Source organism: Synechococcus sp. R6-7 (assembly GCF_047461695.1).
Classification (GTDB): Bacteria; Cyanobacteriota; Cyanobacteriia; order Thermostichales; family Thermostichaceae; genus Thermostichus.
On sequence record NZ_JANSHS010000147.1, the window covers coordinates 1 to 23,074 of the forward strand.

The window sequence follows — 23,074 nt, forward strand, 5'->3', positions numbered from 1 at the left end:
GGGGGCCAATGAGGCTTTGTTGGCGGGGAAGGTCTCCGTCAGCCAGCGCCAGATTCGCTACACCCACCGTTCCGGCCAGGTTGTTCATGTGCTGTTTCAGGCCACCCTGCTCACCGACGAGGAAGGACAGCCCACCCAGTTTCTCAACCAGGTGATCGACATCAGCGCCCGCGTGGAGGCAGAAATTGCCCTCAAAGAAAGTGAAGAACGCTTCCGCCAATCCTTTGAATGGGCCCCCATTGCCAAGGCCATGACCCACGTGGATGGCACCTATTTGCAAATCAACGCCGCTTTTACCGAAACCCTGGGCTACACCCTGGAGGATCTCAAAGGGAAAACCGTCCTCGACATCACCCATCCCGACGACATCGCCACCACTCTGGAAAACAGCAACCGCCTGCTGGCCGGCCAGGTGCATCAGTGCGAACAGGAACAACGCTACATCCACAAGAACGGCCAAATAGTCTATGCCATTCTTCGCATCACCCTGGTGCGCACGGCCCAAGGGGATCCCAGCTACTTTCTAAGCCAGATTTTGGACATTACCGAGCGCAAGCAAGCCGAGGCAGCCCTTCGCCAAAGTGAGCTGAGTTTACGGGGCATCTTCCAGCAGTCAGCCCTGGGCATTTCCATCGTCGATCATCGGGGCCATTACCTAAAAGTGAACCCCGCTCTGGAAGAGATCTTGGGCTATAGCGCTGCCGAACTGACCCACATGAGCTTCTGCGACCTCACCCATCCCGAGGACATTCAGGAAGATTGGCAACTCTTCCAGGAGGTTTTGAACGGCCAACGGGATCGCTACCATCTGGAAAAACGCTACATCCACCGCAACGGAAAGGTGGTTTGGTGCCGCCTGGCGGTCTCTGCAGTCCGGGATCCCGAGGGCAAAAACCTCTTCATCATCGGCATTTGCGAAGACATTACCGAAGAAAAACGGGCAAAGCTGCAGATCCAAGCTGCCCTTCAGGAAAAAGAAGTCCTGCTGCGGGAGATTCACCACCGCGTCAAAAACAACCTGCAAATCATCTCCAGCCTGCTGCGGCTCCAAGCTGACCAAATCAAAAGCCGCAAGTACGCCCGCGTTTTTAAGGATGCCGGCAGCCGTATTCAAGCCATGTCTTTGATCCACGAAGGTTTGTACCAATCCAACAATCTGGCCGCTGTGGATCTCAAGCAGTACCTACACAATTTGATCTCCAACCTCTTTCACTCTTACGGGGTAAACCCCGAGAGCATTCGCGCCAACATCCGCGCCGAAGGGATCCGCCTCAACCTGGACGATGCGGTCTTGTGTGGCCTGATCATCAACGAGTTGGTGACCAACAGCCTCAAGTATGCCTTCCCGAAGGGCCGCAGCGGGGAGATAGAGATTCATTTCAGCCAAACCCGCAAATATACTCAGTTGCGAGTCTCCGACAATGGCGTTGGCTTGCCCCCGAACTTTGACTTCAAGGAAACTCAATCTCTGGGTTTACAACTGGTTGCAACCCTCACCGATCAGCTACAGGGCAAGATACAATTGAGGAGCAAACCGGGTACCACCTTCATCATTACCTTTCCGAGGAGCGAGCCTTGAAGAGAGTTCCACCCCTTGTCAAAGGCAGTATCCTGGTCGTCGAAGACGAGAAGATCATCGCCAAGGACATTGCCAACGTTCTGAAAAAATTCGGCTACGCTGTGCCCGCCATTGCTTCTTCCGGGGAAGAAGCAATCCGAAGGCTGGAAGAGATGCCGGTGGACTTGGTCTTGATGGATATCGTCTTAAAAGGCGATATCGATGGTATAGAAGCCGCCAAGCGGATCACCGAGCGCTTCAACATTCCGGTGGTGCATCTGACGGCCTACGCCGATGAGGACACGCTCTCCCGCGTCAAAGAGACCCGACCCTTTGGCTACATCATCAAACCCTTCAAAGAGCGGGAACTCTACACCACCATCGAAATTGCCCTGCACAACCACCGCCAGAGCCTCGAGAACCGCAAGCTGGAAGAAAAAAGAATCGAAGAGCTGCGGCAAAAACTGCAGCAGCTGCAGCAGTTCTCGGAGGTGAAGGGCACTCTGTTCAAGAAATTCTTGCAGGATCTGAGCGAGCCCCTCTCGAACCTCAGCTTTGCCTTGGGTCTGCTCAAGGATGCCGAGTCGGAGCAGAAGCGGGAGCACTATCTGCAGGTGCTGGAGGATGAGTTTCGCCGTGAGCTGGAGCTGATCCACCAAACCTCTAACCTGGAAAATCTTTTAAACCTGGAAAATGTCGGCCTGTTGAGCCAGTTCAGCCTGCTGCGTCCCCAGGAGCCCAGCCGTAGTCACCGGTTGGAGGAGGAAGCGCCCACCCCTGCAGCCACGGCCCCCCAAGAGTCGGCAGGCTCTGCCCCCACACCCAGCCCCACCGCCGTTACGGCGCCACGGGCACCGCTGCGCCCCCTTAACCAGACTCAGTTGGCGGAACGGTTGGGGGTGGTGGTTTCCGCCATTACCTATTGGAAATTCAAAACCGGGTTTCCGGAGTGGAGCCGCAGCCGGGATCCCGAGGGCATTTCTTGGCGCTATTCCCCCGATTCCAAGCGCTTTTCACCCGTGCCCTAGCTAGCGTTGCACCACTTCCACCCGCACAGGCGCCAGCCCTGAGCGCACCATCCCCAACACCTCTGCCGCCCGCAGGGAAAGGTCGATGATCCGACCGGGAATAAAAGGGCCGCGATCGTTGATGCGCACGACAGCCTGGCGTCCGTTTTTCAGGTTGGTCACCCGTACCTCGGTGCCAAAGGGCAGGGTGGGGTGGGCAGCCGTCATCTCATGGCGGGTTGGGTGCAGGTCATACCAAGAAGCAATGCCCTCTTGCACAGGCCCAACCACGCGGACAGGGGCGGGTTCCTGTTGAGGGGCTGTTTTCGGCTTGGAACCTGCAACAGCGGCTTTGGCGGTCAGAGCAGCCGGTTGAGGCAGGGCCGGAGCTGAAATGGGCGGGGCATCGAGCAGCAGACGGCGCAGACGGTTGGCGGCCAAAACAGCCACATCCACCGGGCGCTGGTTGTCGATCAACAGCACTCCATCGTCGATGCGCAGCAATTCCTCGCTGTTGGCCCGAATGGTATAGAGAGGAACACCCAAGCCTTGTTCGGCCAATTCCAAACCTGCCCAACCTAGGGTGATGGTGGTGTCTTTCAGGGATCCCTGGGCCATTTGGTTGAGCTGGGCCACAAGGGTGCTGGCCCGCATCAGCGGTGGTTCTAGCCCAGGGTGCTCGACAAAACTGACAATGGGCAGATCCCGCACATAGACAGTAACCACCTGTTGCCCGTCCATCTGATAGTCGTAGAGGGTGGAGATGGGCTGGTTGGTGTGCTGCTGTTGTTCGCCGATCTTGAGAATGGGTTCTTCTGCTCGACGGGGCAGGATCGCCTGGCGAGATCGGTTCAAGGGATGATCCAAGTTCAGGGTACCCAGTTTGGCAGGGGCAAGACCTTTGTGGTCGGAGATAGAGGTTTGGGGAATTCTCGGCAGCGTTCTGACTGGGGCTGCGGCAGCAGTGGCGGGTTGGGAAGGGGGAACGAGGTCGGTGGCCGGGGAGGGCAATTGGGAGTCAGATGACAGCTCCGCTGCTCGGGTGTTGGGGGATCCGGTTCGCGTCGAGGCTTGTGCTCGCGAAGTCAAGCCGCCCAACATGCCTACCGGCAAGCCCAAAGCCGTGACACAGAGACAGCTGACCAAGCCCATTTTGCGGGCGGGATCCAGTCCCTGTCCAAGCTGTTTCCAATTTCGCATGAGGCCGCGCTCCTCTCCAATCCTGTACAACTTCCAAGGCGACGGTTAAAACAGAAGTTAATGTACCATAGGTTTCTGAGTTGACCAGTTTGCACAGTCGGGCACAAAAGCCCAAGTCTTGATAGCATAAGGGGTTTCGGCATCTTGGACTACCGCTCAGCAGGGGTTGACATCGATCTGGGCCAGGCCTTTGTCAGGGGGATCCGCGAGCGCGTTGAACGGATTCAAGTTCCGTCTTCAGGTTCTTCAGAAACCTTGGGTGGCATCGGCGGCTTTGCCGGCCTGTTTGAGCTGCCGACAGGGTATCAAGCGCCGGTGTTGGTGGCGGGCACCGATGGGGTGGGGACAAAGCTGGACATTGCCCAGCAGTGGGGTCAGCACCAGGGGGTGGGCGTCGATCTGGTGGCGATGTGTGCCAACGATGTGCTGACGGTGGGGGCCCGGCCGCTGTTTTTCTTGGACTATGTGGCCACTGGCAAGCTGGAGCCAGAAGCCCTGTGGCAGGTGATCGATGGCATCTTGGCAGGCTGCCAGGAAGCGGGCTGCCAACTGCTGGGCGGGGAAACGGCGGAGATGCCGGGGTTTTATCCCCCTGGGAAGTACGACCTGGCCGGGTTTTGTGTGGGAATTGTGGAGAAGGCGGCCATTCTGGATGGGTCGCGGGTACAGCTTGGGGATCGGTTGTTGGCTTTGCCCAGCAGCGGCCTACACAGCAACGGCTACAGCTTGGTGCGGCGGATTGTGGCCGACCGGGGTTGGCGCTGGGATCACCGGCCTCCTGGCTGGGATCGGCCTTTGGCGGAAGTATTCCTCACCCCCACCCGCATCTACGTGCAGGCGGTGCAGCGGCTGCAGGCAGCAGGGATCGCCATCCACGGCATGGCCCACATCACTGGCGGCGGGATCCCGGAAAACTTGCCCCGCTGTTTGGCCCCCAACCAGGCGGCGCGGCTGCAGCCCCATAGCTGGCCCATCCCACAGGAGTTTCTCTGGCTCCAAGAGCAGGGCCAGGTGGAGACCTTGGAGATGTTCCGCACCTTCAACCTGGGGGTGGGCTATGTGCTGGTGATCCCCCCTGAGGCGGAAAATCAGGTGAGATCCCTGCTCCCCGAAGCCTTCCCCATTGGGGAGGTGGTGGCGGCCTGTCCAGGGGAAAGCCGCGTTCTGGGACTGGAACAGTGGGGATCCCTCACAAGCCCTGCCGACTAGCCAACCGATGGATCCCCACCAAAAGGGGGAAAGGGATCCCAGTTCCCTCGACTCATCCTCGCCGTCGCTATGCTAAGTTGGCATGTGGCCTCAGCGCTGTTGCCCGCCTTCTTGCCCGAGCCTGCTTCCCGACATTTGTCCTCTTTGGGAATAGGGGTAACTCGGCCTTGGACCGTTTGCTAATCGCTGCTGACCCTCTAGGTTAGGAGTTGCTGATGACAGGTTTACCCACTGCTCGTGCAACCGCGGGTGCCATCGAAGTTGAGCATCTGAGCAAAACCTACGGCAGCTTCACTGCCATCCGCGATGTTTCCTTCCAGGTGAACGCCGGCGAGATCATGGGTTTTTTGGGGCCGAATGGGGCTGGCAAGACCACTTCCATGCGCATTTTGGCGGGGTATCTGCCTGCCAGCGAGGGGACGGCGCGGGTGGCCGGGTTTGATGTTCACGAAAACTCGATGGCGGTGCGGCAGCGCATTGGCTATCTGCCGGAAAACCCACCCCTCTACCCCGACATGACGGTGGAGGCGTACCTGCACTTTGTGGCCCAGATCAAGCGGGTCAGCGCTGGCGATCGGCCCAGGCGGGTGGACGAGGCGATCCGGCGGTGCAGCCTGGAAGAAAAGCGCCACACCCTCATCCGCAAGCTCTCCAAGGGGTTTAAGCAGCGGGTGGGCATCGCCCAAGCTCTGGTTCACGACCCGCCGGTGATCATCCTGGATGAGCCCACCATCGGCTTGGATCCCAAGCAGATTATCGAGGTGCGCAAGCTCATCAAGAGCCTGGCGGGGGAGCACACCATCATCCTCTCCACCCACATCCTGCCCGAGGTGAGCATGACCTGCGACCGAGTGGTGATCATCAACCGCGGCCAGGTGGCGGCCATTGGCACGCCTGCCGAGCTGACAGCCCAGCTCCAGGATCGGCAGCAGGCAAAGCTGGTGGTGGGGGCAACCGAGGCAATGGCCATCCGGACGGCCCTGCAGCCTTTGCCCCAAGTGGAGGTGGTGAGCCTACAGCCCTTGGCGGCGGATCTCTCCCGCTGGCAGGTGCAGCTCAAGAGCAACGCTGCCGCGGACGGCTGGATCCCGGAGGTGGCCAGGGTGCTGGTGCAGGCAGGGATCGACCTCTACGAGATAGGCCGCCCGCAGGCTTCTTTGGAAGAGATTTTCCTGCAGCTCACTACGCAAGAGGGATCCGAGGGCCTACTGGAGGAAGCGGCATGAACGGAGTGGTTGCCATTTTTCGCAAAGAGCTGCGCGGCTACTTCACCTCCCCCATTGCCTATGTGGTGGCCGCGGTGTTTTGGGGACTGGCGGGGTTTTTCTTCTTTAATATTCTGGTGCGGGTGATCAGCTTTTCTCAGCAGGTGGATCTTTTCGCCCAGTTCGGCCAGGAGAACAATTTCGACGCGGCCACCATCCTGTCACAGCAGTTTCTCAACCTCTTGGGCACCCTCTCCTTATTTCTATTGCCCATCTTCACCATGAGCTCCTATGCCGAGGAGCGGCGGCGAGGCACGATGGAGCTGCTGGCTACTTCTCCCATCACCAACTTGGAGGTGGCCCTGGGCAAATGGTTGGCGGTCTGGGTGTTTTTCATCACGCTGCTGCTGCCGCCGCTGGTCTACCATGTGCTGGTGCTGAGCAGCGCCAACCCGGCAGTGGACTACCGCCTGACCCTGATGGGTTATGTGGGCCTAACCCTGCTGGCGGGTAGCGTTATGGCCTTGGGGTTGTTTATCTCTTCTCTGACAGACAGCACCCTCATCGCAGCAGTGGCCACCTTTGGCTTGATTTTGTTGCTCTGGGTGATCGACGCGGCAGCCGGCCAGGAGGAAAACTGGATTGCTGCAACGCTGCGGCATGTGTCTTTGCTGCAGCAATATAGCAACTGGGTGCAAGGGATCCTCAGCAGCAGCAGCCTCATTCTTTTCTTGAGCATCATCGTCCTGGGGCTGTTTGCCACGGTGCAATCGGTGGAAAGCCTGCGCTGGCAACAGAGCTAGGGTCAGATGGGAGGAGTGTGGTGTTTGCGGCAGCGGTGCGGAGCATTATGAAGGACTGGCGCGCGTTAAAGGACTGGACAGGGATCCTGGGCATCGGCGTCATCGCCATTGGCCTGGTGGTGGGATCCGCCTTTACCGGTTGGACGGCTGTGCCCCTGAGCATGCTGGCAACAGGTTTGGCCCTGCTGGTGGCTTGGGGCATCACCCACCGGCAGGAGGTGGGGGTCTTCCTCGGTTTGCGTTCCACCCAGACCAACGCCAACATCCTGGTGGCGGCGGCGGCGATGGCCGTCATTCTGGTGCTGGTGAATGTGGTGGCGGTGCGCTACGACCTGCGGCTGGATCTCACTGAGGAGGGTCTGTTTACCCTGTCGCCCCAAACCCGGCAATTGGTGCAGGGATTGGCGCAGCCGGTCAAAGTTTGGGTGGCAACCACGGCGCCGGATCCCAACTTGCGGGAACAACTGGAGCGCTATCGCCGCCTCAACCCCAACCGCTTCCAGTTTGAGTTTGTGGATCCCAACCGGGATCCCCTGACCATTCAGCGGCTGCAGGTGACCCAGAACAACACCCTGGTGGTGGAGGCCGGAGAAAGCCGGCAACAACTGCCTCAGCCCCCTGCCCCTGATCTGGAGAGCAAACTGACCCCCGTCCTGTCCAAAGTGGTCAACCGAGGGGAGTTGCTGGCCTATTTCGTGCAAGGGCACGGGGAAGTGGGGCTGGAAGCGAGGGAAGGTACTCCAACTCTGGCCCAGGCGGCGGCAGCCCTGGGTCAGGAAGGCTATCGGGTAGAGCCCCTCAACTTGGTGCAATCGGGGATCCCAGAAGAGGCGGATGTCCTGGTGCTGGCGGGGCCACAGCGGGCTTTGTTCCCCGGCGAGGTGGAGAAACTGCAGGATTATCTGGCGAAAGGCGGACGGCTGCTGTTGCTGATCGGGCCGCGGGTGGAGGCTGGCCTGGATCCCTTGCTGGAAGAGTGGGGCGTGGTCTTGGGGGATGACATCCTCATTGAGGTGAGCAGCGTCAGCCAACTGTTGGGGACAGGGCCGGCGGTTGCCCTGGTTACTACCTACGGGGATCACCCCATCACCGCCCCCTTGGCGGCCCAGCGGCTAATGACCCTGTTCCCCCTGGCCCGCTCTGTGGAAACCGAAGCCCGCGAAGGGATCCAAGCCGCGCCCTTGCTGCGCACCGGCCCGCAAAGTTGGGGGGAGACCAGTCCTGAGCTGGAACGTGGCCCCTTGCAATTCGATCCGGAGCAGGACAAGCCCGGCCCCCTCACCTTGGGTGTTGCTTTAACACGCCGTTTGGACGCCGACCAGGCCGACACAGGATCCCCGCAGGAGGCCCGCCTGGTGGTGATCGGCAATGTCAACTTCGCCCTCAACGGCAACTTGCGGCAGCAGGGCAACCGGGATCTCTTCTTGAACACCCTCAACTGGCTGACTGAGCAAACGGAGCAGATCTCCATCCGCCCCAAATCCATCACGGATCGCCGTCTCACCCTGACCGGTCAAAACTTCCGCTGGCTGGTGCTGGGATCAACGGTCCTTTTGCCCTTGGCGGCCCTGGGTTCCGGAGCTGCCCTGTGGTGGCAAAGACGGTAGAGCTGGAGGAAAGCAGGCATGTTCAAGCGAACCACCTGGATTCTCCTGGGTTTGGCGGTGGCCTGTTTGCTGGGCTACTTCCTCTTGGACAACATCCAGCAACTGCGCCAGGAGCAACAGGCGGAGCGAGCGCGGCTGTTCCACTTTGCCACCGACACCATCGCCCGCATTGAAATCCGCCAACAGAAAGAGGGGGAACCCGTTCGCGGCAGCGGTGCGGAGCACTTGGAAATCCTTTTGGAGCGCACTCCGGAAGAAGAGGGATCCCGCTGGCGGATTGTCAGTCCCATCCAGTCGGCGGCGCTGGACTTCCCCATTGAGCAGTTGCTCAACACCTTCTCCCGCCTCACTCCCCAAATCACCCTAGAGGGGGCCACCGACCTAGCCGCTTTTGGCCTGGATCAGCCGCGACACCAAATTGCCCTTTTCCCCAAAGAAGGGGATCCCTACCGCCTAGCCATCGGCAACGACAACTTCGACGGCTCTGGCTTCTACGCCCAGCCCGAAGGGGGACAGGTGGTGCTTCTAAGCAGTGCCCAGAAGGGATCCCTGTTGCCCTCTCTCTTGGCTTTGCGGGACAAAACCTTGCTTCGGTTTGATACAGCCGAGGTGAAAGCCCTGCAAGTGCAGTTGGCAGAGGCGGAGCCGGAAGTTGTTCGCCTGCAGCGGCAAGACGTTCGCGCCAGCGGTGCGGAGCACTTTACTTGGCAGATTGTCCAGCCCCGCGAGCTGCCTGCCGATGACCTCAACGTCGATCGTCTGCTCAATACTTTGTCTCGCCTGCAAGCCGTGGAGTTCCCCGCCGAGACCAAAGACGAGCTCGCCCCCTATGGCTTGGAGCAGCCTTCCGCCCGCCTGACGGTAGAGCTGGAGGAGGGCAAAACCCTGAACGTCGCTTTGGGATCGGAGAAAGATGGCCAGGTGTACGTCATCACCTCTGAGCACCCGGCAGTGGCCACCCTGCTCACCAGCACCGCCGATATTCTCCGCTCTGACTTGGAAGAGCTGCGGGATCACCGCATTGCCCGCCTCAATCCCAACCAGGTAGGTCAAGTGACCCTGGAGTCGCTGGGGGAGCGGGTTACCCTTAACCCTCTGCCGCAGGAGAAGGGATCCCTGGAGCTGCGCTGGGAAAACCCGGAGCAACCGGGCCAGCCTGTGGATCTCGGCTCTCTGTTCTCCAGCCTAAATGCTGCCCGCGCCAAGGAGTTTGTGGAACAGGCCGACGCGGAAGCCCAAAGGGTGTTGTCTGAGCCCGACCTACGGCTGACCTTTGAGCCCAAACCCGACGCCGAGCAGGATCCCTTGGCCCTGAGCTTGGCCTCCTCTGGCTTGCGGGCCTATGTGCAAAGCAGCCGCCAGCCGGACATTGCCGTGATCGAGCTGAGCACCTTCAACAGCCTGGAAACCGAAGTGAATCGCCTCTTGGAAGGCCAGCCGGAGAGCAAGGACTCCGCCCCACTCACGCAACCGCCTTCCACCCCCTCGCCCCCGAGTTCCTAGAGCCTTAGCCAGCAGAGGTAGCTGTCTTCTCCTCCGCGGTTTGGGTTGCTTTTTTCAGGGCTTCCCCTTGTATCGTCAACACCGAGCAGGGGGCGCGGTGCAGCACGTAGTTGCTGACGCTGCCCAGAAACAGCTCGCTCAGGCCGGAGTGGCCGCGGCGGCCCACCACCACCAAGTCCGCATCCCAAGAGCGGGCCAGATCGCAGATGACCCGACCGGGGTTGCCGTAGTTGAGGCTGTACTCAGCACGGATCCCGTGCTCAGCCGCTTTCTCCACCAGCGAGCGCAGGTAGTCCATCTGGTTTTGCTCGAAGATGGCACATTGCTCCCGATAGGACTGCCACAGCTCGGCGCTGATGGTGGAGCTGTAATCTACCCCCAGGATCATCGGCGGCTCTGGGGCGCCCGGCTCTTCCTGAGACAGAACATGGAGAATCATCATCTGGGCCTGCATGGCCTTGGCCACTTGGACGGCCTTTTGAAATACTCCCTGGCTCAGCTCCGACCGATCCACTGCCACCAAAATCCTGCTGAACATATCGGCTTCCTCCAGATGGCTAACAGCGGGGCACAAGGCAGAAGCAGCGTGACTTCGGGGTTGACCTCTGACCCCTTTTCCCTCGACTCCAAGCTCCCCTCTGCTCTGCCCCACCTATCTGTGTTGTAGAAGATTTGGGCGAGAAAACCCCAGATATCTTGAACGAACTAGGCAGATTGGCAACGAAAGTTCAGAGATCTTGACACCGGTCAGAAGGCATCGCCTTGGGCTGCCCACTCCAACACCGCCTGCAGCGCCTCGGCCTGCTCTTGCCAGACTTGATCGAGGGGAGTGCCCCGCAGGATTTCCAGCGTTAGGGTTGGGATGTGCCGTTCCTGCCCTGCCCAAGTGCCCAGAGAACCAGGGGTAGGGTAGCCAATGTCGGCGGTAATGGGCAAGCCGTTGCAAGCGGCCATCACCTGGGCCAGCTCAAGGGCAGGGCCGTTGTAGTTCACACAGGGGTGTGCCTGACAGGAGTGGGCAGAAAGGATAAATTGGGGCCGCATCTGGGCCAAGCCCCCCAACAACGCCTGCGTCTCGGGCTCGGAGCCTGGGGCTGCTCCGGGCGGATAGCGAGCTTCCAAAGAGGCCGGGATCCAATCTTGGGTGGGCAGATTGCGGTTGAGATCCACACCGTTGGCATTGAGACGTTGCCCCAGGGCACAGCCATCCGGGTTCAAGCGAGGGATTGCCCACAAGGTCGCTTTCCCGGCCAGGGATCCCCATTTCCCCGAGGCCACATAGCGCTCGATCAGAGTGTATCCTTCCACCTCGTCCCCGTGTACTCCGCCGATCAGCAGCAAGGAGCGGATCCCTTGGGTGAGCTGCCAAAGGTGAATGGGACGCCCCTGCACCGAGTAGCCGATGACCCGCAGGGATCCCAAGGGTTCGCCAAGTTTTTGAGACATGGGGGATCCCGACAAATCTCACAACCTCTAGAACGGGATATCGTTGGGATCTGGTGGGGAAGGGACATCCCCTTCAGAGGATTCCCCAGTTGCCGGTTCACCCATCCCCGTCAGAGAGAGGACGCGAGCGGATCCCAGCTGATGGACACGGCGCGCGGTGATCTCGGCCAGCTTTTCCTTGCGCCCATCTCGCTCCACCACATTCATGTGCAGTTGGCCTTCCACTGTGATTTGGTCGCCCACATGGCAGGTGTCCACCACCCTTTTGGCCAGTTCTCCAAAAGAGGAAACGCGCACGCGATAGGGCGGCTCATCCGGGCGCAGGCTGGGAAAGCCGATCACCAAGGACGCAACAGCTAAGTTATCAGGGGTGTAGCGCAGCTCTGGCTCAGACAGAACCTCGCCCATCAACACAATCGAGTTCATAACGGAGCCATCCAGGGATAAGGGGCAGCTCAGGGCACTTCCATCATGCCCGCAGGCCAGGATGCCGTCAAACCTAGCCGACGCGGAGAGTCATGTGGCGCAGCACACTCTCGTTGATGCGCAGGTTTTTCTCCCAGGCAGCCACCGCATTGGGTTCGGCTTCGTAGTTGAACTGGATGTACAGACCCTCCTTGAACTTTTTCATCTCAAACCCGGCAAAGCGGCGCTTGCCCCTATTGGTAATCTCCACGTGGGTTACTCCGTTCTCTCGCAGGATTGCCTCCTGACTGCTGAGCAGTTGTTCGAGGGGTTCATCTGACAGATCAGGACGCACAATCAGCATCGTTTCGTAAGCGCGGGGCATGGAAGCAAGTTCTCCTTAGAATCCAGTGGTAGAGACGCAGTGGACTATACTAGCTTTTCTTTCCCACAACCGAAAAGGCTGCCGCCCAATTCCCATACCCTGGCCGCAGCAGCCAATGCAGGTGAGGCTGCTCACAAGAGGGAATCCATTGTCCGATACAATAGGGATTGCTTCATTGGCCGCTGGTTGGCCCGGCCAAGACACGCTGAATCGAGAGTTGGGATTCCAAGCATGAGCGCAGACGAAGTTTACAGCCGTGTTCGTAAGATCGTGTCCGATCAACTGGGCGTGGAAGATGACAAAGTGACCCCAGAAGCCAATTTCCAGAACGACCTGGGGGCCGACAGCCTTGATACGGTGGAGCTGGTCATGGCTTTTGAAGAGGAATTCGACCTGGAGATCCCCGATGAAGATGCAGAAAGGATCGCCACCGTGCAAGACGCTGTCAACTACATCCTCTCGAAGAAAGCTGCCTAGTCTGCCCCCAGTTCTGACTCTATACCCCCGGGCTAACACCGGACGATGGCTACCACAGATCCCGCCACTGCTTACAGACCAACCCGCCGCGTTGTGATTACGGGGCTGGGCGCGGTCACCCCCATCGGCAACTCTCCTGCCGAGTTTTGGCAGAGCCTGCTGGCAGGGCGCTGCGGCATTGGGCCGATTACCCATTTTGATGCCTCCCGCCACGATTGCCGTATTGCCGGAGAGGTGAAGGGATTTGATCCCCTCGACTATTTGGATCGCAAGGATGTCAAGCGCACCGACCGCTTTGTGCACCTGGCGATGGCGGCCACCCGGCAAGCCTTGGAGGACGCTGACTTTCGTATCACCGCTCTCAACGCTGAGCAAGTGGGGGTGATCTTGGGCACCGGCATCGGCGGCATCCGCGTCTTGGAAGAGCAGCAGACCATCTATCTGCAGAAAGGGCCGGATCGCTGTAGCCCCTTCATGGTGCCCATGATGATCGCCAATATGGCTGCGGGTCACCTGGCCATTCATTTTGGCGCCAAAGGCCCCAATTCCTGCACAGTTACGGCCTGTGCCTCTGGCTCCAACGCCATTGGCGATGCCTTTCGGCTCATCCAGAGGGGAGAGGTGCAAGCGGCGATTACAGGTGGCACGGAAGCGGCGGTCACCCCTTTGTCCATGGCGGGGTTCAGTGCCATGAAGGCCCTTTCCACCCGCAACGACACCCCGGAGCAAGCCTGTAGGCCCTTTGATCGGGATCGGGATGGCTTTGTCATGGGGGAAGGAGCAGGGATCCTGGTGCTGGAGGAGTTGGAGCATGCCCGCGCCCGCGGGGCCAAGATCTATGCGGAGATAGTCGGCTATGGCCTCACCTGCGATGCCCACCACATGACCAACCCTGCCCCCGGCGGCGAGGGAGCGGCCCGGGCGATGCGGCTGGCCCTCAAGGATGCCGGGCTTCAGCCTGGGGATGTGCAACACATCAATGCCCATGCCACCAGCACCCCTGTAGGGGATATCGCCGAGGTCCAGGCCATCAAGTCGGTCTTTGGCGAGCATGCCCCCCGTTTGGCCATCAGCGCCACCAAGTCCATGACCGGCCACCTGTTGGGGGGAGCGGGCGGCATTGCCACGGTGGCCACAGCTTTGGCCATCCACCACGGCTGGGTTCCTCCTACCCTCAACTTGGACAACCCTGATCCCGAGTGCGAAGGGCTGGATTTTGTACCCCACAAGGGGCGGCAGATGGCTGTCGAGGCCGCTTTGGTCAATGCCTTTGGATTTGGTGGGCACAACGTCACGCTGGCTTTGCGCCGCTACTCTCCCGATTGAAAGGCTTGGCCTATGTCTTCTCCCGAAAGTTCGTCGCCCTCAGTTCGTCAACAAGCCTTGGCCGCTTTGACGGCGGAGCTGGCGCAGCAAGGCCACCCGCCCGAATATGCTCAGCACATGGCAGCGGCGGTTATTTTTCAAGCGGACTTGGATCTGTGTGCAGCTCAATTGGCGCGGGTGCTCAGTTGGCTGAAGCAAAACCATCCTCAGCTCTATCCAGAGGCAGTGCAATTGGTGGACACCACTCGGGAAGAGTTCGAGCGTCGCGTCCAAAATGGATAGACAAGCCATCTGCTTTGATGCAGTTGGGTTGCGGTCGTTAGCAGAGGGTGATGTCCCCCCTATGGGACTGCAAGGGGTGATCTTGAGCTGGAGTGGAGTGGTGGCCGATGACGAGAACTTGCACCTACAGGCCATCAACCAACTGCTGGTGGAAGAGAACCTGCGCCCCTGGAACCTGTGCTGGCCGAAGTCGGGATCCCCTGGGCAGCGGGAGCTTTACCGGCTGCAATACCTGGGCCGACCGGATCGAGAGCGCCTGCCGGCTCTGTGGGGGGAGCAGGGGCGGGTGCTCAACCCCAAGCAGCTGGAAGAGCTGCTGAAACGCAAGGCCCTATACTACCAGCAAGCTTTGCAGGGGCAGAGGGAATTGCCTCTCATTCCCGGTTTGGCGGAAACTTTGGAGACGCTGGAGCGGCTGCAACTGAAGGTCGGCCTGCTGTGCGGCCAATCGGCAGCCGAGGTGGCCGCTTTTCTAGAGCGCTTCCAGCCATGCTGCCCGGCCCTGATGCGGTTGACCGATGTGCGCTCCTATCGAGTGACGGGGGATGATGCAGGCCCAATGCTTTCCCCAGGACACTTGCACCGCCTGCTTTTGCAGCGGATGGAATTGCCTGCCCAGGAGTGCTTGAGCATTGAAGCCACCTACCCCGGCATTCAGGCAGCCCGTTCGGCGGGGATCCCAGTCCTGGCGCTGGCTACCTTCTTTCCTCTGCACATGCTGCAGCGGCGGGCCAATTGGGCGGTGGACGGCTACCACCAGGTGGAATGGGATCGCATCCAGAACTGGTTTGCCGGCGGCCAAGACCGTCCTTCGACCCCAGTTGAAGGAGAGGCGGAGGCCGGTTCCTTCAAGGGATCCCAGGGAGGTCAGCCCCAGCCCTAGGGCAAGATGAGCATGCCATCCCCAAAGGAATAGAAGCGATACCCCTGGTCGACGGCCTCTCGGTAGAGATCCAGCAGCCTTTGCCGCCCGATCAGCGCAGCCACCAGCATCATCAGGCTGGAGCGGGGCAGATGAAAATTGGTGACCAGTCCCTGAACCACCCGCCAGGAGTAGCCGGGGTAGATGAAGAGATCGCTTTTCCCCTGCCAAGGCTGCAAGGTGCCAGAGGCTGCCGCGGTTTCCAAAGAGCGCACCACAGTCGTTCCCACCGCGATCACCCGCCCCCCGCGGGCTTGGGCTTTTTGGATGGCTGCCACCGTTTCTGCCGGCACCTTGAGCCACTCGCTGTGGAGACGATGCTCGGTTACCCGCTCCGCTTCCACCGGTCGGAAGGTACCCAGGCCGATGTTCAGGGTGATGTAGGCCGTTTGGATCCCTTTTTGGGCCAGCCGCTCCAGCAGCTCCTGGGTAAAGTGCAGCCCTGCCGTGGGAGCAGCCACCGAGCCGGGGTGTTTGGCCCAGAGGGTTTGGTAGTCTTCAGGGCGAACCTGTCCGGAAGCCTTGATGTAGGGAGGCAGCGGGATCCGGCCCACCTGTTCCAGGATTTCCTCAAAAGGTTGCGCCCCTTCCCACTCAAACTGCACCACTCGCCCGCCGGTTTCCGGGTCCAAAGCCAGAACGGTGGCCCTCAGCCCAGAGGGGGATCCCTCCTTGCTCCAAAAACCAATCCGATCCCCCACCTTCACCCGTTTGCCCGGCCTGACCAAAACCCGCCAGTTCCACGCCTGATCCGGCAGAGGTTGGGCGGCGGCAGGGATCCCTTCCAGGCAAGGCTCCAGCAGCAACACTTCGACCCGCGCCCCGGAGGGTTCCTTGGCCCCGAACAGGCGGGCCGGGATCACCTTGGTATCGTTGAGAACCAGCAGATCCCCCTCCCGCAGGTAGTCGGGCAGATGGCAGAAGCGGCGATGCTCGTGCCTATCCGGGTACACCACCAGCATCCGCGCCTGATCCCTGGGCTCCACCGGCGTTTGCGCAATCCGATCTGGAGGGAGGGTGTAGTCGTAGGAAGCTGTGAGCAGATCCGGATTGGGCTCCCTATCGCCCAAAGGCTCAGCCTCACCGGGGGGAGCGGCAGCAGGCGAAAAAGAGTCAGGCATGGAGATGAATCAAGATGGGGTTCTACGTGGATCCAGCATAGCCAACCGGATCCCGCCAACCCTCTCCCTTTTGAGGGAAGCAGCTAAACCTTGGCCACCACCACCTGCTGCGGCTGATCCTGATACTTGCCAGCGCGGTCGGCGTAGGTCACTTGGCAGGGATCCCCTTCCAGAAACAGAAGCTGGACCACCCCTTCGTTGGCGTACACACGGCAGTCGGCGCTGGAGGCGTTGGAAAACTCCAGGGTGAGATAACCCCGCCATCCCGCCTCAGCGGGCGTCAGGTTGGCAATCAGGCCCACCCTGGCATAGGAAGATTTGCCAATGCAGATCACGGTAATGTTATCCGGAACTTGCAGCCGCTCCAAAGACACCCCCAACCCATAGGAATGGGCCGGGATGATAAAGTAATCCCCCATCTCGTCGTGGTGCAGCTCCACCGCTTCCAGATTCTTGGGGTTAAACCGTTTGGGATCCACCACTGTGCCGGGCACATGGCGGAAGATCTTGAACTCCACCGGCGACAGGCGGATGTCGTAGCCGTAGGAAGACAGCCCGTAACTTAAAACGGGCCGAGATTCAACAGCGCGCACCAGCTCAGGGCAGAACGGCTCGATCATCCCTCGCCGCGCTTGCTCACAGATCCAGCGGTCGTTTTTCAACATGGCTACAGCCGGCTTCCTGGAGAGTGAGGGCACATCTGGTGGACAAGCTCCAGTCTTATTGGGACTCCGCCCCCCTGACGCGACCCGTGTTGCCTAGGTCTTTCGGAGCGGAAACTGTTTGCGCTAGCGGTGCGGAGCAACATGGGCTGCTGTAGGCATAGCACCTGTGCCGCTGACTTGAGGGGGATCCAGAGAACAGGCAACATTCCCATCGGCAGTGCGGAGCCCTGGGCCTGGGATGCCACGTAGGCGCAGCTGCGTGATCAAGTCGGCCCGCTCCAGAAACGAATCCGGCATCTCCGGCCCGGTGATCACCATGTCCATGGAGATGGGGCGTTGGTCGATTAAGCTCAGCACTTCCGCTTCTGGGATCAGGCCCAACTTCACAGCCAAGCTCAGCTCATCCAACACCACCAAGTCATAGCGGCCACTCCTGACAGCCTCCTGGGTAAATTGCCACAGCTCATCCAATGCCACCCGCTCCTCAGGCTCTAGGTGAGGTGTATCGATGCACCGGTGCAGGCGACAGCGAACCCACTCTAAGGATCTGCCCAAGGAGAGACGATTTTCGGGCCCCTGATTGATCCCACCCTTGAGAAATTGCACGATCAGCACCCGCGTTCCCTGGCCTGCCAAGCGCATCGCCTGAGCCATGACGGGCGTAAACATGCCCCGGCTGGGGTGGGTGTAAAGCTGCAGGGATCCCTGGGGAACCAACTGGGCGGAGAGGGATCCATTCTGCTGAAGGAAAAGCTCGCCGGCAGCAGGGCTGGCTTGAGCCGCAGGCTGTTTGGCGCGGGCTACAGGAGCGGCATCCTTGGAGGAAGGCATAGGATTTGGAGAAGCAGTGCAAACCACGTTCTATCTCGCGAGCAGGCTAGAGAACACGGCCCTAGGTTACAAGGCCTACAAGTGGTGGAGAGCGTCGGCTATGGATTCCATGAAACACCACCTGTGCGTATCCGTCAATGAGTCGGTTCTGCTTCTAGCTGGCATACAAATCATCCCCAATAGAGTAATAGAAAATACAATCCTTGCCCATCCTAGCCTTTTGGCACAAGAGGCAATACCTGAAAAGCTTTGACAGGGGATCTCAATAAAATTTCAGGCCTAGCCCAGAAGCTTGTGTGTGGGGCTATCTCACTTGAGTATAGAGGTGCTCTATAAAAATTTGAGAAAAAGATCAATTTCTTCCAAATAAGATTAACTCTCACAAACAGGAATGCCAGTACCAGCAGCCCACCCACGAGAGAGGAGCAAGGGCCAACCTACCCCAAAAGCCTTGTCCACCAGGAGAGATAGTCATTTTTAAAATAACTATACATTTGGTCGGGAGCCGGGTAGGCCTACACATTAGCGAACATTCGTAGTAGAGAGAATTGTAACCAAAAGTCCAAGGAGTTAATTTCTAACCTCGAGAGTGAAGAAATATAAATTCGTCAATCATCTTCGTCAAAAAATGGATTATTGACAATACTTTTTTGAAAACCAGCATCTGATTTAGCAGAAGGGTAAAGAATTGCGTGCCTTTTATACTCTGAGGTCGTCTTCTTCAAGAGATCGCCTCTTTGATCATTTTTCTTACCGGTCTCAAGGCCAATGTTTTCTACTTAATTTAATCTCTATTTCTGTTATGAGAAATGAGCATTGGGCGTTCAGTTTGGATCCCACTTAAAATTGACCTGAAAAAGCTCTGGGGCTTTGGGTGCTGAGATTGCCGGGATCCCATTGCGCAATCAAAGCCGAGTCCTTCCTCTGGCGGGGGGAGAGATCTTTTTCTTGAGAAGGTAGATCCAATCCTGGAGAATACCTGCCCCCTCCTCCAATCAGCCAGGAAGTCCGGGGATCCCACCCTCGATCCCTGGATCAAAGGGAAAAGACTCCATCCCGCCGGCACAAAAGTTTTCTGTCACCGACTTGGGCTTGGGAAAAACCCTAGGCCATTGTGAACTCGGGGTGTACGCCGCCGGGATGGACTGGGATCCGTCTCGCTGTTGAGTGGGCTGGCTTCTGGGTGTCGGTGTTCCCAATTGACGGCTTCTCCCCCCAGCACCAAGGTGGAAGCATTGCCCCCATCCAAGTTCAGGGCATGGCGACAGCCCAATTGCTGCATCAACTGTGCCATCTCCAGCAGGGTAAGCCCTTGATTTTCCTGGGCATTGCCGGCGGTAACCAGCAGCAAATGTCCGCTGTCCAGTTGGCCAATGGCACTGCGGGCGGCTCGCTGCCGGCGAAAGAGGGGTTGAAATGCCTCCAATCGGGCATCCAAAACCACCTGCCCATCCAAGAGCAAGAGCGGCCCTGCCCCTAGGATGTGGGGATAAGCTTCCAGCTCGGGCGGATCCAAGCGCAGATGAAGGCTGAGGCGATCCCCGGGAACCAGCTTGCGGGCTTCTAGGGCACCTTCTAGCCCCCGCCCTGCCAATACATACCCCTCACTGGGAATCTGTACCGTTAAACTGCCGGCCAGGCCAGCCATCAGAATCTCTTGCACCCGATCCTCCCGCACCATCACGAGCATTTCGTCGTCCGTTTGGGTGGTGTAGGTGGATCCCCAGTCGGGGGTGAACTGGGAGATGCCGGGCAGGATATAGCCTGTATTGATGCCCACCACCGGGATCCGGTCCCCAATGGCATTGCGCAGCTCTGCTTGCATCCGCAAACGGGCAAAGCGCACGGATCCCCCTTCTTGCCCTGCCGTCCCATCCGACCAGGCGATGACCCCACGACCCAAAATGGGGCTGGAGATCCAACGGCCATCCCGACGAATTGCCCCCAGCGGCTGACGGGTGTTGCGGTTGAAAAACCCACCGTTAATGGCGGCCACTGCCCCCTGTTCGGGGCCAAAGGAAGACAGCTCCCCCAGACCCACCAGCCCCGCGCGTGCAGCCCAGATGGGCCGCAGTTGGCCGGCTGCGAGAGAAATGACCACGATAGAAACGGGGATCCGATTGTCTCCAACCCAAACCTCCTTCTGGTACAAAGGGATCCCTTGCACCACCCGCACCGGCTGCACACCGAGGGTCACCTGAGCTTGAGCAGCCACGCTGGGCAAAAAGAGAGCAGCAGTGCAGGCTAACCCCCAGCCCATGACCCAGGCGCTCAGCTTGGTTTTGGACATGTCTTCACGTCTTTAGGGCTTCACCATTGTCATTGGGAGATGATTATCCCCCTGCGGCAAAGGTTCCCATCACAATGAGCGACAACAGGATCCCGGGAAAGAGCAGCGTCACCAAGATCAGCAGTTCGGATAGGGTCATTGGGGAATGCTACCTACTTAAGGATTGAGCCAACACAGCAGCCCTAATTTTCACCCTAGCGATCCTATGGAAGTGGCCCAGGATCCCTTTGGGATCCCTTAACACTCGATCACCGGTTTTTGCGGCTGCCCGTGCATGCCATCTCTCGCTCTGCCGACAGTATCCTGGCAAGGGGAAAGCCTTATCCAACGGTTCCTATGGGCATCCAAGGCAAACGCATTGCCGTCGAACCCGGCCATCTTCGCCCCTGGCTCAAAGAGGCTGTTTTGGCAGGGGGTGGCGAAATTGTGCCCCTGGCAGAAGCAGAAGCCTTGGTCTGGGCCGATGCCTTTGATGTGCCCGGCCTGAAGTGCTGTCTGGCGGAAGGGAAAGGGATCCGCTGGGTGCAGTTGCCCTGGGCGGGGGTAGAGCCTTTTGTCCGGGCGGGAGTCTTGGATCCCGCTTATGTGTGGACTTGTGGCAAGGGAGTCTATGCTCAACCGGTGGCAGAACATGCCTTGGCCTTGACCTTGGCCGGCTTGCGCGACTTGAAGATCCGCGCCTTGGCCCAAACGTGGCAGGAAGGCTCCGGTACCAGCCTCTGGGGCAGCCGCGTGGTCATTTTTGGGGCCGGGGGCATCGCCCAAGAGTTGATCAAGCTGTTGCAGCCTTTTCAGTGCTCCATCGACGTGGTGCGTCGCAAGGCGGATCCCTTGCCGGGGGCCACGCGGGTGGTGACGCTCGCGGAACGGCAAACGGTGTTGGCAGAGGCAGACGTGGTGATCTTGGCCTTGGCCCTCACGCCGGAAACTGAGGGGATCATCGCCCAAGCTGAGTTGGAGCAGATGGGATCCCAGTGCTGGCTGGTGAATGTGGCGCGAGGCAAGCACATCGTGACCTCCGACTTGGTGGCCGCCCTGCAGCAGGGGGTCATTCGCGGGGCCGCCTTGGATGTCACGGATCCCGAGCCCCTACCGGATGGGCATCCCCTCTGGAGCTTGCCCAACTGCCTGATTACCCCCCACACTGCTCTTACCGATGCCATGATTGTCCCAGCCCTCTCTAAGCGGGTGCGAGAAAATGTGCGGCGCTTCCGGGCCGGGGATCCCTTGCTGGGGGTGGTGGATCTGGCTTTGGGGTACTGAGGCCCCCAGTCCCTCCCTTTTGAGGAGCCTGGGATCAGAACATTTGACGCCAAACCCTACTGCGGAGCCATCTCCTGCACGCGGGCAGCAATGGCCTTGGCCATTTCCTGAGTGCCGACGGGATCCCCTGTGGCCAGGTCATAGGTGACCTGCTTGCCCTCGGCGATCACCGCCTGCACCGCCGCCTCCACCCTTGCGGCAGCCTCCCGCTCTCCTAGGTAGCGCAGCATCATCGCCCCGGAGAGGATCAGAGCGCAGGGGTTGACTTTGTTTTGGCCGGCATATTTGGGAGCAGAGCCGTGAATGGCCTCAAAAACCGCAATGCCGTCGCCAATGTTGGCTCCTGGCGCCACCCCCAGCCCGCCGATCATCCCCGCGCACAAGTCGGAAATGATGTCCCCATAGAGGTTGGTGAGCACCAGCACATCGTAGAGCTGCGGCTTTTGCATCAGTTGCATGCACATGTTGTCCACGATGCGATCTTCAAACTCGATGTCGGGGTACTCCTGGGCCACCTCCCGCGCCACCTGCAAAAACAAGCCATCGGTGAACTTCATGATGTTGGCTTTGTGAACTGCCGTCACCTTCTTGCGGCCATTCTGGCGGGCGTACTCAAAGGCAAATTTGACAATGCGGCGGCTGCCGAAGTCCGAAATGGGCTTGATGCCAATGGCGGATCCCTCGCGGATGGGTTTGCCGGAGAGGCGCATCATTTCCTCCCGCGCTTGGATGGCTTCCGGCGTGCCCCGTTCAAACTCGATCCCGGCATAGAGATCTTCAGTATTTTCCCGCACCACCACTAGGTCAATGTCTTGAAAAGGGCTTTTGACACCGAGCATGGATTTGGCCGGGCGCAGATTGGCGTAGAGATCCAGCTCCTTGCGAATGGCTACGTTGACCGAACGAAAGCCAGTACCTACGGGAGTGCCAATCGGCCCTTTGATCGCCACTTTGGTTTCCCGAATGGACTCCAACACCTGGGGCGGCAAGGGGGTGCCGTATTTCTCGATCACCTCCACTCCTGCTTCTACCGGGATCCATTCGAACCGAACCCCAGTAGCCTCCAAGACCGTGGTCATCGCCTTGGCCACTTCCGGGCCAATGCCATCCCCAGGGATCAAAGTCACACGATAGGCCACAGATGCTTCTCCTCGCAGTGTCAACGACAGCGCAAAAACTCCGTCCTGCCGGCGTGAGAGGATCCCTCCACCAGACAGGTTAGAGAACCGGGAACCCTTGAGCTTAAACGACTATAGAACAGGTTGAGACTGAAAATGCTGCGTCTGCTACCTCAGAAAAGGGGGGGCTAGCCGCAAGATCGGGGACTCGGCGGCAGAGGGACTCGCAGCTCTACAACTGTGCCACTGCCAAAGCGGCGATTACGCCAAGCAATGCTTGCCCCGATCAACTCGGCTCGGTAGCGCATGTTGAGCAACCCGTGTCCATGGCCAGACGGCTGGGCGGGATCCACCCCACTCTTGGACGCCGGCATACCGCAGCCATCGTCGATGATCTTCAGCTCCAAGTGGGTGTAGGGAGCGTAAACTACCCGACTCCGACCGCTAAAGC

Annotated in this window: 23 protein-coding genes; 12 read left to right on the forward strand and 11 right to left on the reverse strand. The window is 59.5% G+C overall.

The window, feature by feature from the left end:
* On the forward strand, positions 1-1,579 hold a 1,579-nt coding region (locus NW815_RS04975), incomplete at its 5' end, for a sensor histidine kinase (RefSeq protein WP_414415771.1).
* On the forward strand, positions 1,576-2,586 hold the full coding sequence (locus NW815_RS04980) for a response regulator (RefSeq protein ID WP_414380964.1): 1,011 nt from the start codon (positions 1,576-1,578) through the stop codon (positions 2,584-2,586). The genes NW815_RS04975 and NW815_RS04980, both read left to right, overlap by 4 nt.
* Here NW815_RS04980 and NW815_RS04985 read toward each other — a convergent pair whose 3' ends face one another.
* Positions 2,587-3,765: a septal ring lytic transglycosylase RlpA family protein gene (locus NW815_RS04985; RefSeq protein ID WP_414387808.1), complete on the reverse strand. Its 1,179-nt coding sequence runs from the start codon at positions 3,763-3,765 to the stop codon at positions 2,587-2,589.
* A gap of 144 nt (positions 3,766-3,909) precedes the next feature.
* Between NW815_RS04985 and purM the strand changes: the two genes are divergently transcribed.
* The 5 genes from purM to NW815_RS05010 all read left to right on the forward strand — a co-directional run bounded on the left by purM (position 3,910) and on the right by NW815_RS05010 (position 10,092).
* Positions 3,910-4,974, forward strand: coding sequence for a phosphoribosylformylglycinamidine cyclo-ligase (gene purM / locus NW815_RS04990; protein WP_414387809.1), 1,065 nt, complete (start codon positions 3,910-3,912; stop codon positions 4,972-4,974).
* A 215-nt stretch (positions 4,975-5,189) separates the two neighbouring features.
* Positions 5,190-6,200, forward strand: coding sequence for an ABC transporter ATP-binding protein (locus NW815_RS04995; RefSeq protein ID WP_011433261.1), 1,011 nt, complete (start codon positions 5,190-5,192; stop codon positions 6,198-6,200).
* Positions 6,197-6,982: an ABC transporter permease gene (locus NW815_RS05000; RefSeq protein WP_011433262.1), complete on the forward strand. Its 786-nt coding sequence runs from the start codon at positions 6,197-6,199 to the stop codon at positions 6,980-6,982. The genes NW815_RS04995 and NW815_RS05000 overlap by 4 nt, the downstream gene beginning before the upstream one ends.
* Before the next feature lie 47 nt (positions 6,983-7,029).
* On the forward strand, positions 7,030-8,589 hold the full coding sequence (locus NW815_RS05005) for a GldG family protein (RefSeq protein ID WP_414387810.1): 1,560 nt from the start codon (positions 7,030-7,032) through the stop codon (positions 8,587-8,589).
* 18 nt (positions 8,590-8,607) lie between these two features.
* Positions 8,608-10,092, forward strand: a complete 1,485-nt coding sequence (locus tag NW815_RS05010; RefSeq protein ID WP_414387811.1) for a DUF4340 domain-containing protein — start codon at positions 8,608-8,610, stop codon at positions 10,090-10,092.
* A 4-nt stretch (positions 10,093-10,096) separates the two neighbouring features.
* Here the strand turns inward: NW815_RS05010 and NW815_RS05015 are convergent, their stop codons facing one another.
* From NW815_RS05015 to rpsF, 4 genes are all read right to left on the reverse strand, one after another.
* The gene (locus tag NW815_RS05015) at positions 10,097-10,744 is read right to left on the reverse strand and encodes a universal stress protein (protein WP_414387813.1); all 648 of its coding nucleotides are present in this window, start codon (positions 10,742-10,744) and stop codon (positions 10,097-10,099) included.
* A gap of 95 nt (positions 10,745-10,839) precedes the next feature.
* Positions 10,840-11,538, reverse strand: coding sequence for a M14 family zinc carboxypeptidase (locus NW815_RS05020; protein ID WP_414387815.1), 699 nt, complete (start codon positions 11,536-11,538; stop codon positions 10,840-10,842).
* A 27-nt stretch (positions 11,539-11,565) separates the two neighbouring features.
* Complete coding sequence (locus tag NW815_RS05025; protein WP_414380957.1) at positions 11,566-11,964, reverse strand: single-stranded DNA-binding protein; 399 nt, start codon at positions 11,962-11,964, stop codon at positions 11,566-11,568.
* Positions 11,965-12,037: 73 nt separating this feature from the next.
* A complete protein-coding gene (gene rpsF, locus NW815_RS05030) occupies positions 12,038-12,328 on the reverse strand; it encodes a 30S ribosomal protein S6 (protein WP_011433268.1) in 291 nt (96 codons plus the stop codon).
* 231 nt (positions 12,329-12,559) lie between these two features.
* Between rpsF and NW815_RS05035 the strand changes: the two genes are divergently transcribed.
* The 4 genes from NW815_RS05035 (at position 12,560) to NW815_RS05050 (ending at position 15,296) form a co-directional block, all read left to right on the forward strand.
* Positions 12,560-12,805, forward strand: coding sequence for an acyl carrier protein (locus NW815_RS05035; protein WP_414343279.1), 246 nt, complete (start codon positions 12,560-12,562; stop codon positions 12,803-12,805).
* 45 nt (positions 12,806-12,850) lie between these two features.
* Complete coding sequence (gene fabF / locus NW815_RS05040) at positions 12,851-14,131, forward strand: beta-ketoacyl-ACP synthase II (protein WP_414387817.1); 1,281 nt, start codon at positions 12,851-12,853, stop codon at positions 14,129-14,131.
* Positions 14,132-14,143: 12 nt separating this feature from the next.
* Positions 14,144-14,413: a hypothetical protein gene (locus NW815_RS05045; protein ID WP_011433271.1), complete on the forward strand. Its 270-nt coding sequence runs from the start codon at positions 14,144-14,146 to the stop codon at positions 14,411-14,413.
* A 61-nt stretch (positions 14,414-14,474) separates the two neighbouring features.
* The gene (locus NW815_RS05050; RefSeq protein WP_414387818.1) at positions 14,475-15,296 is read left to right on the forward strand and encodes an HAD family hydrolase; all 822 of its coding nucleotides are present in this window, start codon (positions 14,475-14,477) and stop codon (positions 15,294-15,296) included.
* Here NW815_RS05050 and queA read toward each other — a convergent pair.
* The 4 genes from queA to NW815_RS05070 form a co-directional block, all read right to left on the reverse strand.
* Positions 15,293-16,456, reverse strand: a complete 1,164-nt coding sequence (gene queA / locus NW815_RS05055; RefSeq protein WP_414387819.1) for a tRNA preQ1(34) S-adenosylmethionine ribosyltransferase-isomerase QueA — start codon at positions 16,454-16,456, stop codon at positions 15,293-15,295. The two genes, NW815_RS05050 and queA, sit on opposite strands and share 4 nt — an antisense overlap.
* Before the next feature lie 83 nt (positions 16,457-16,539).
* Positions 16,540-17,121 carry a dCTP deaminase gene (gene dcd, locus NW815_RS05060; protein WP_011433274.1) on the reverse strand — a complete coding sequence of 194 codons (582 nt, stop codon included), beginning with the start codon at positions 17,119-17,121 and terminating at the stop codon, positions 16,540-16,542.
* Between the two features lie 123 nt (positions 17,122-17,244).
* Positions 17,245-17,952: a cob(I)yrinic acid a,c-diamide adenosyltransferase gene (locus tag NW815_RS05065; RefSeq protein WP_148202730.1), complete on the reverse strand. Its 708-nt coding sequence runs from the start codon at positions 17,950-17,952 to the stop codon at positions 17,245-17,247.
* 1,078 nt (positions 17,953-19,030) lie between these two features.
* Positions 19,031-20,242 carry a phosphodiester glycosidase family protein gene (locus NW815_RS05070; protein WP_414387820.1) on the reverse strand — a complete coding sequence of 404 codons (1,212 nt, stop codon included), beginning with the start codon at positions 20,240-20,242 and terminating at the stop codon, positions 19,031-19,033.
* Between the two features lie 336 nt (positions 20,243-20,578).
* Between NW815_RS05070 and NW815_RS05075 the strand changes: the two genes are divergently transcribed.
* Positions 20,579-21,505 (forward strand): D-isomer specific 2-hydroxyacid dehydrogenase family protein, encoded by a 927-nt coding sequence (locus tag NW815_RS05075; RefSeq protein ID WP_414344679.1) that lies wholly within the window; start codon positions 20,579-20,581, stop codon positions 21,503-21,505.
* A gap of 56 nt (positions 21,506-21,561) precedes the next feature.
* Here the strand turns inward: NW815_RS05075 and NW815_RS05080 are convergent, their stop codons facing one another.
* Complete coding sequence (locus tag NW815_RS05080; RefSeq protein ID WP_414387822.1) at positions 21,562-22,644, reverse strand: isocitrate/isopropylmalate dehydrogenase family protein; 1,083 nt, start codon at positions 22,642-22,644, stop codon at positions 21,562-21,564.
* Between the two features lie 167 nt (positions 22,645-22,811).
* Positions 22,812-23,074, reverse strand: a 263-nt coding sequence (locus NW815_RS05085) for an ATP-binding protein (RefSeq protein WP_414415772.1), incomplete at its 5' end; no start/stop codon positions are given.

What these genes read in the sequence shown, in the direction of transcription:
- NW815_RS04985 (WP_414387808.1), bottom strand. Translation starts at nt 3,765, where the DNA reads ATGCGAAATTGGAAACAGCTTGGACAGGGACTGGATCCCGCCCGCAAA.
- NW815_RS05010 (WP_414387811.1), top strand. Translation starts at nt 8,608, where the DNA reads ATGTTCAAGCGAACCACCTGGATTCTCCTGGGTTTGGCGGTGGCCTGT.
- NW815_RS05075 (WP_414344679.1), top strand. Translation starts at nt 20,579, where the DNA reads ATGGGCATCCAAGGCAAACGCATTGCCGTCGAACCCGGCCATCTTCGC.
- NW815_RS05020 (WP_414387815.1), bottom strand. Translation starts at nt 11,538, where the DNA reads ATGTCTCAAAAACTTGGCGAACCCTTGGGATCCCTGCGGGTCATCGGC.
- fabF (WP_414387817.1), top strand. Translation starts at nt 12,851, where the DNA reads ATGGCTACCACAGATCCCGCCACTGCTTACAGACCAACCCGCCGCGTT.
- NW815_RS05025 (WP_414380957.1), bottom strand. Translation starts at nt 11,964, where the DNA reads ATGAACTCGATTGTGTTGATGGGCGAGGTTCTGTCTGAGCCAGAGCTG.
- rpsF (WP_011433268.1), bottom strand. Translation starts at nt 12,328, where the DNA reads ATGCCCCGCGCTTACGAAACGATGCTGATTGTGCGTCCTGATCTGTCA.
- dcd (WP_011433274.1), bottom strand. Translation starts at nt 17,121, where the DNA reads ATGTTGAAAAACGACCGCTGGATCTGTGAGCAAGCGCGGCGAGGGATG.
- NW815_RS05005 (WP_414387810.1), top strand. Translation starts at nt 7,030, where the DNA reads ATGAAGGACTGGCGCGCGTTAAAGGACTGGACAGGGATCCTGGGCATC.
- NW815_RS05050 (WP_414387818.1), top strand. Translation starts at nt 14,475, where the DNA reads ATGGGACTGCAAGGGGTGATCTTGAGCTGGAGTGGAGTGGTGGCCGAT.
- NW815_RS05065 (WP_148202730.1), bottom strand. Translation starts at nt 17,952, where the DNA reads ATGCCTTCCTCCAAGGATGCCGCTCCTGTAGCCCGCGCCAAACAGCCT.
- NW815_RS05000 (WP_011433262.1), top strand. Translation starts at nt 6,197, where the DNA reads ATGAACGGAGTGGTTGCCATTTTTCGCAAAGAGCTGCGCGGCTACTTC.
- queA (WP_414387819.1), bottom strand. Translation starts at nt 16,456, where the DNA reads ATGCCTGACTCTTTTTCGCCTGCTGCCGCTCCCCCCGGTGAGGCTGAG.
- NW815_RS05045 (WP_011433271.1), top strand. Translation starts at nt 14,144, where the DNA reads ATGTCTTCTCCCGAAAGTTCGTCGCCCTCAGTTCGTCAACAAGCCTTG.
- NW815_RS05035 (WP_414343279.1), top strand. Translation starts at nt 12,560, where the DNA reads ATGAGCGCAGACGAAGTTTACAGCCGTGTTCGTAAGATCGTGTCCGAT.
- NW815_RS05070 (WP_414387820.1), bottom strand. Translation starts at nt 20,242, where the DNA reads ATGTCCAAAACCAAGCTGAGCGCCTGGGTCATGGGCTGGGGGTTAGCC.
- NW815_RS04995 (WP_011433261.1), top strand. Translation starts at nt 5,190, where the DNA reads ATGACAGGTTTACCCACTGCTCGTGCAACCGCGGGTGCCATCGAAGTT.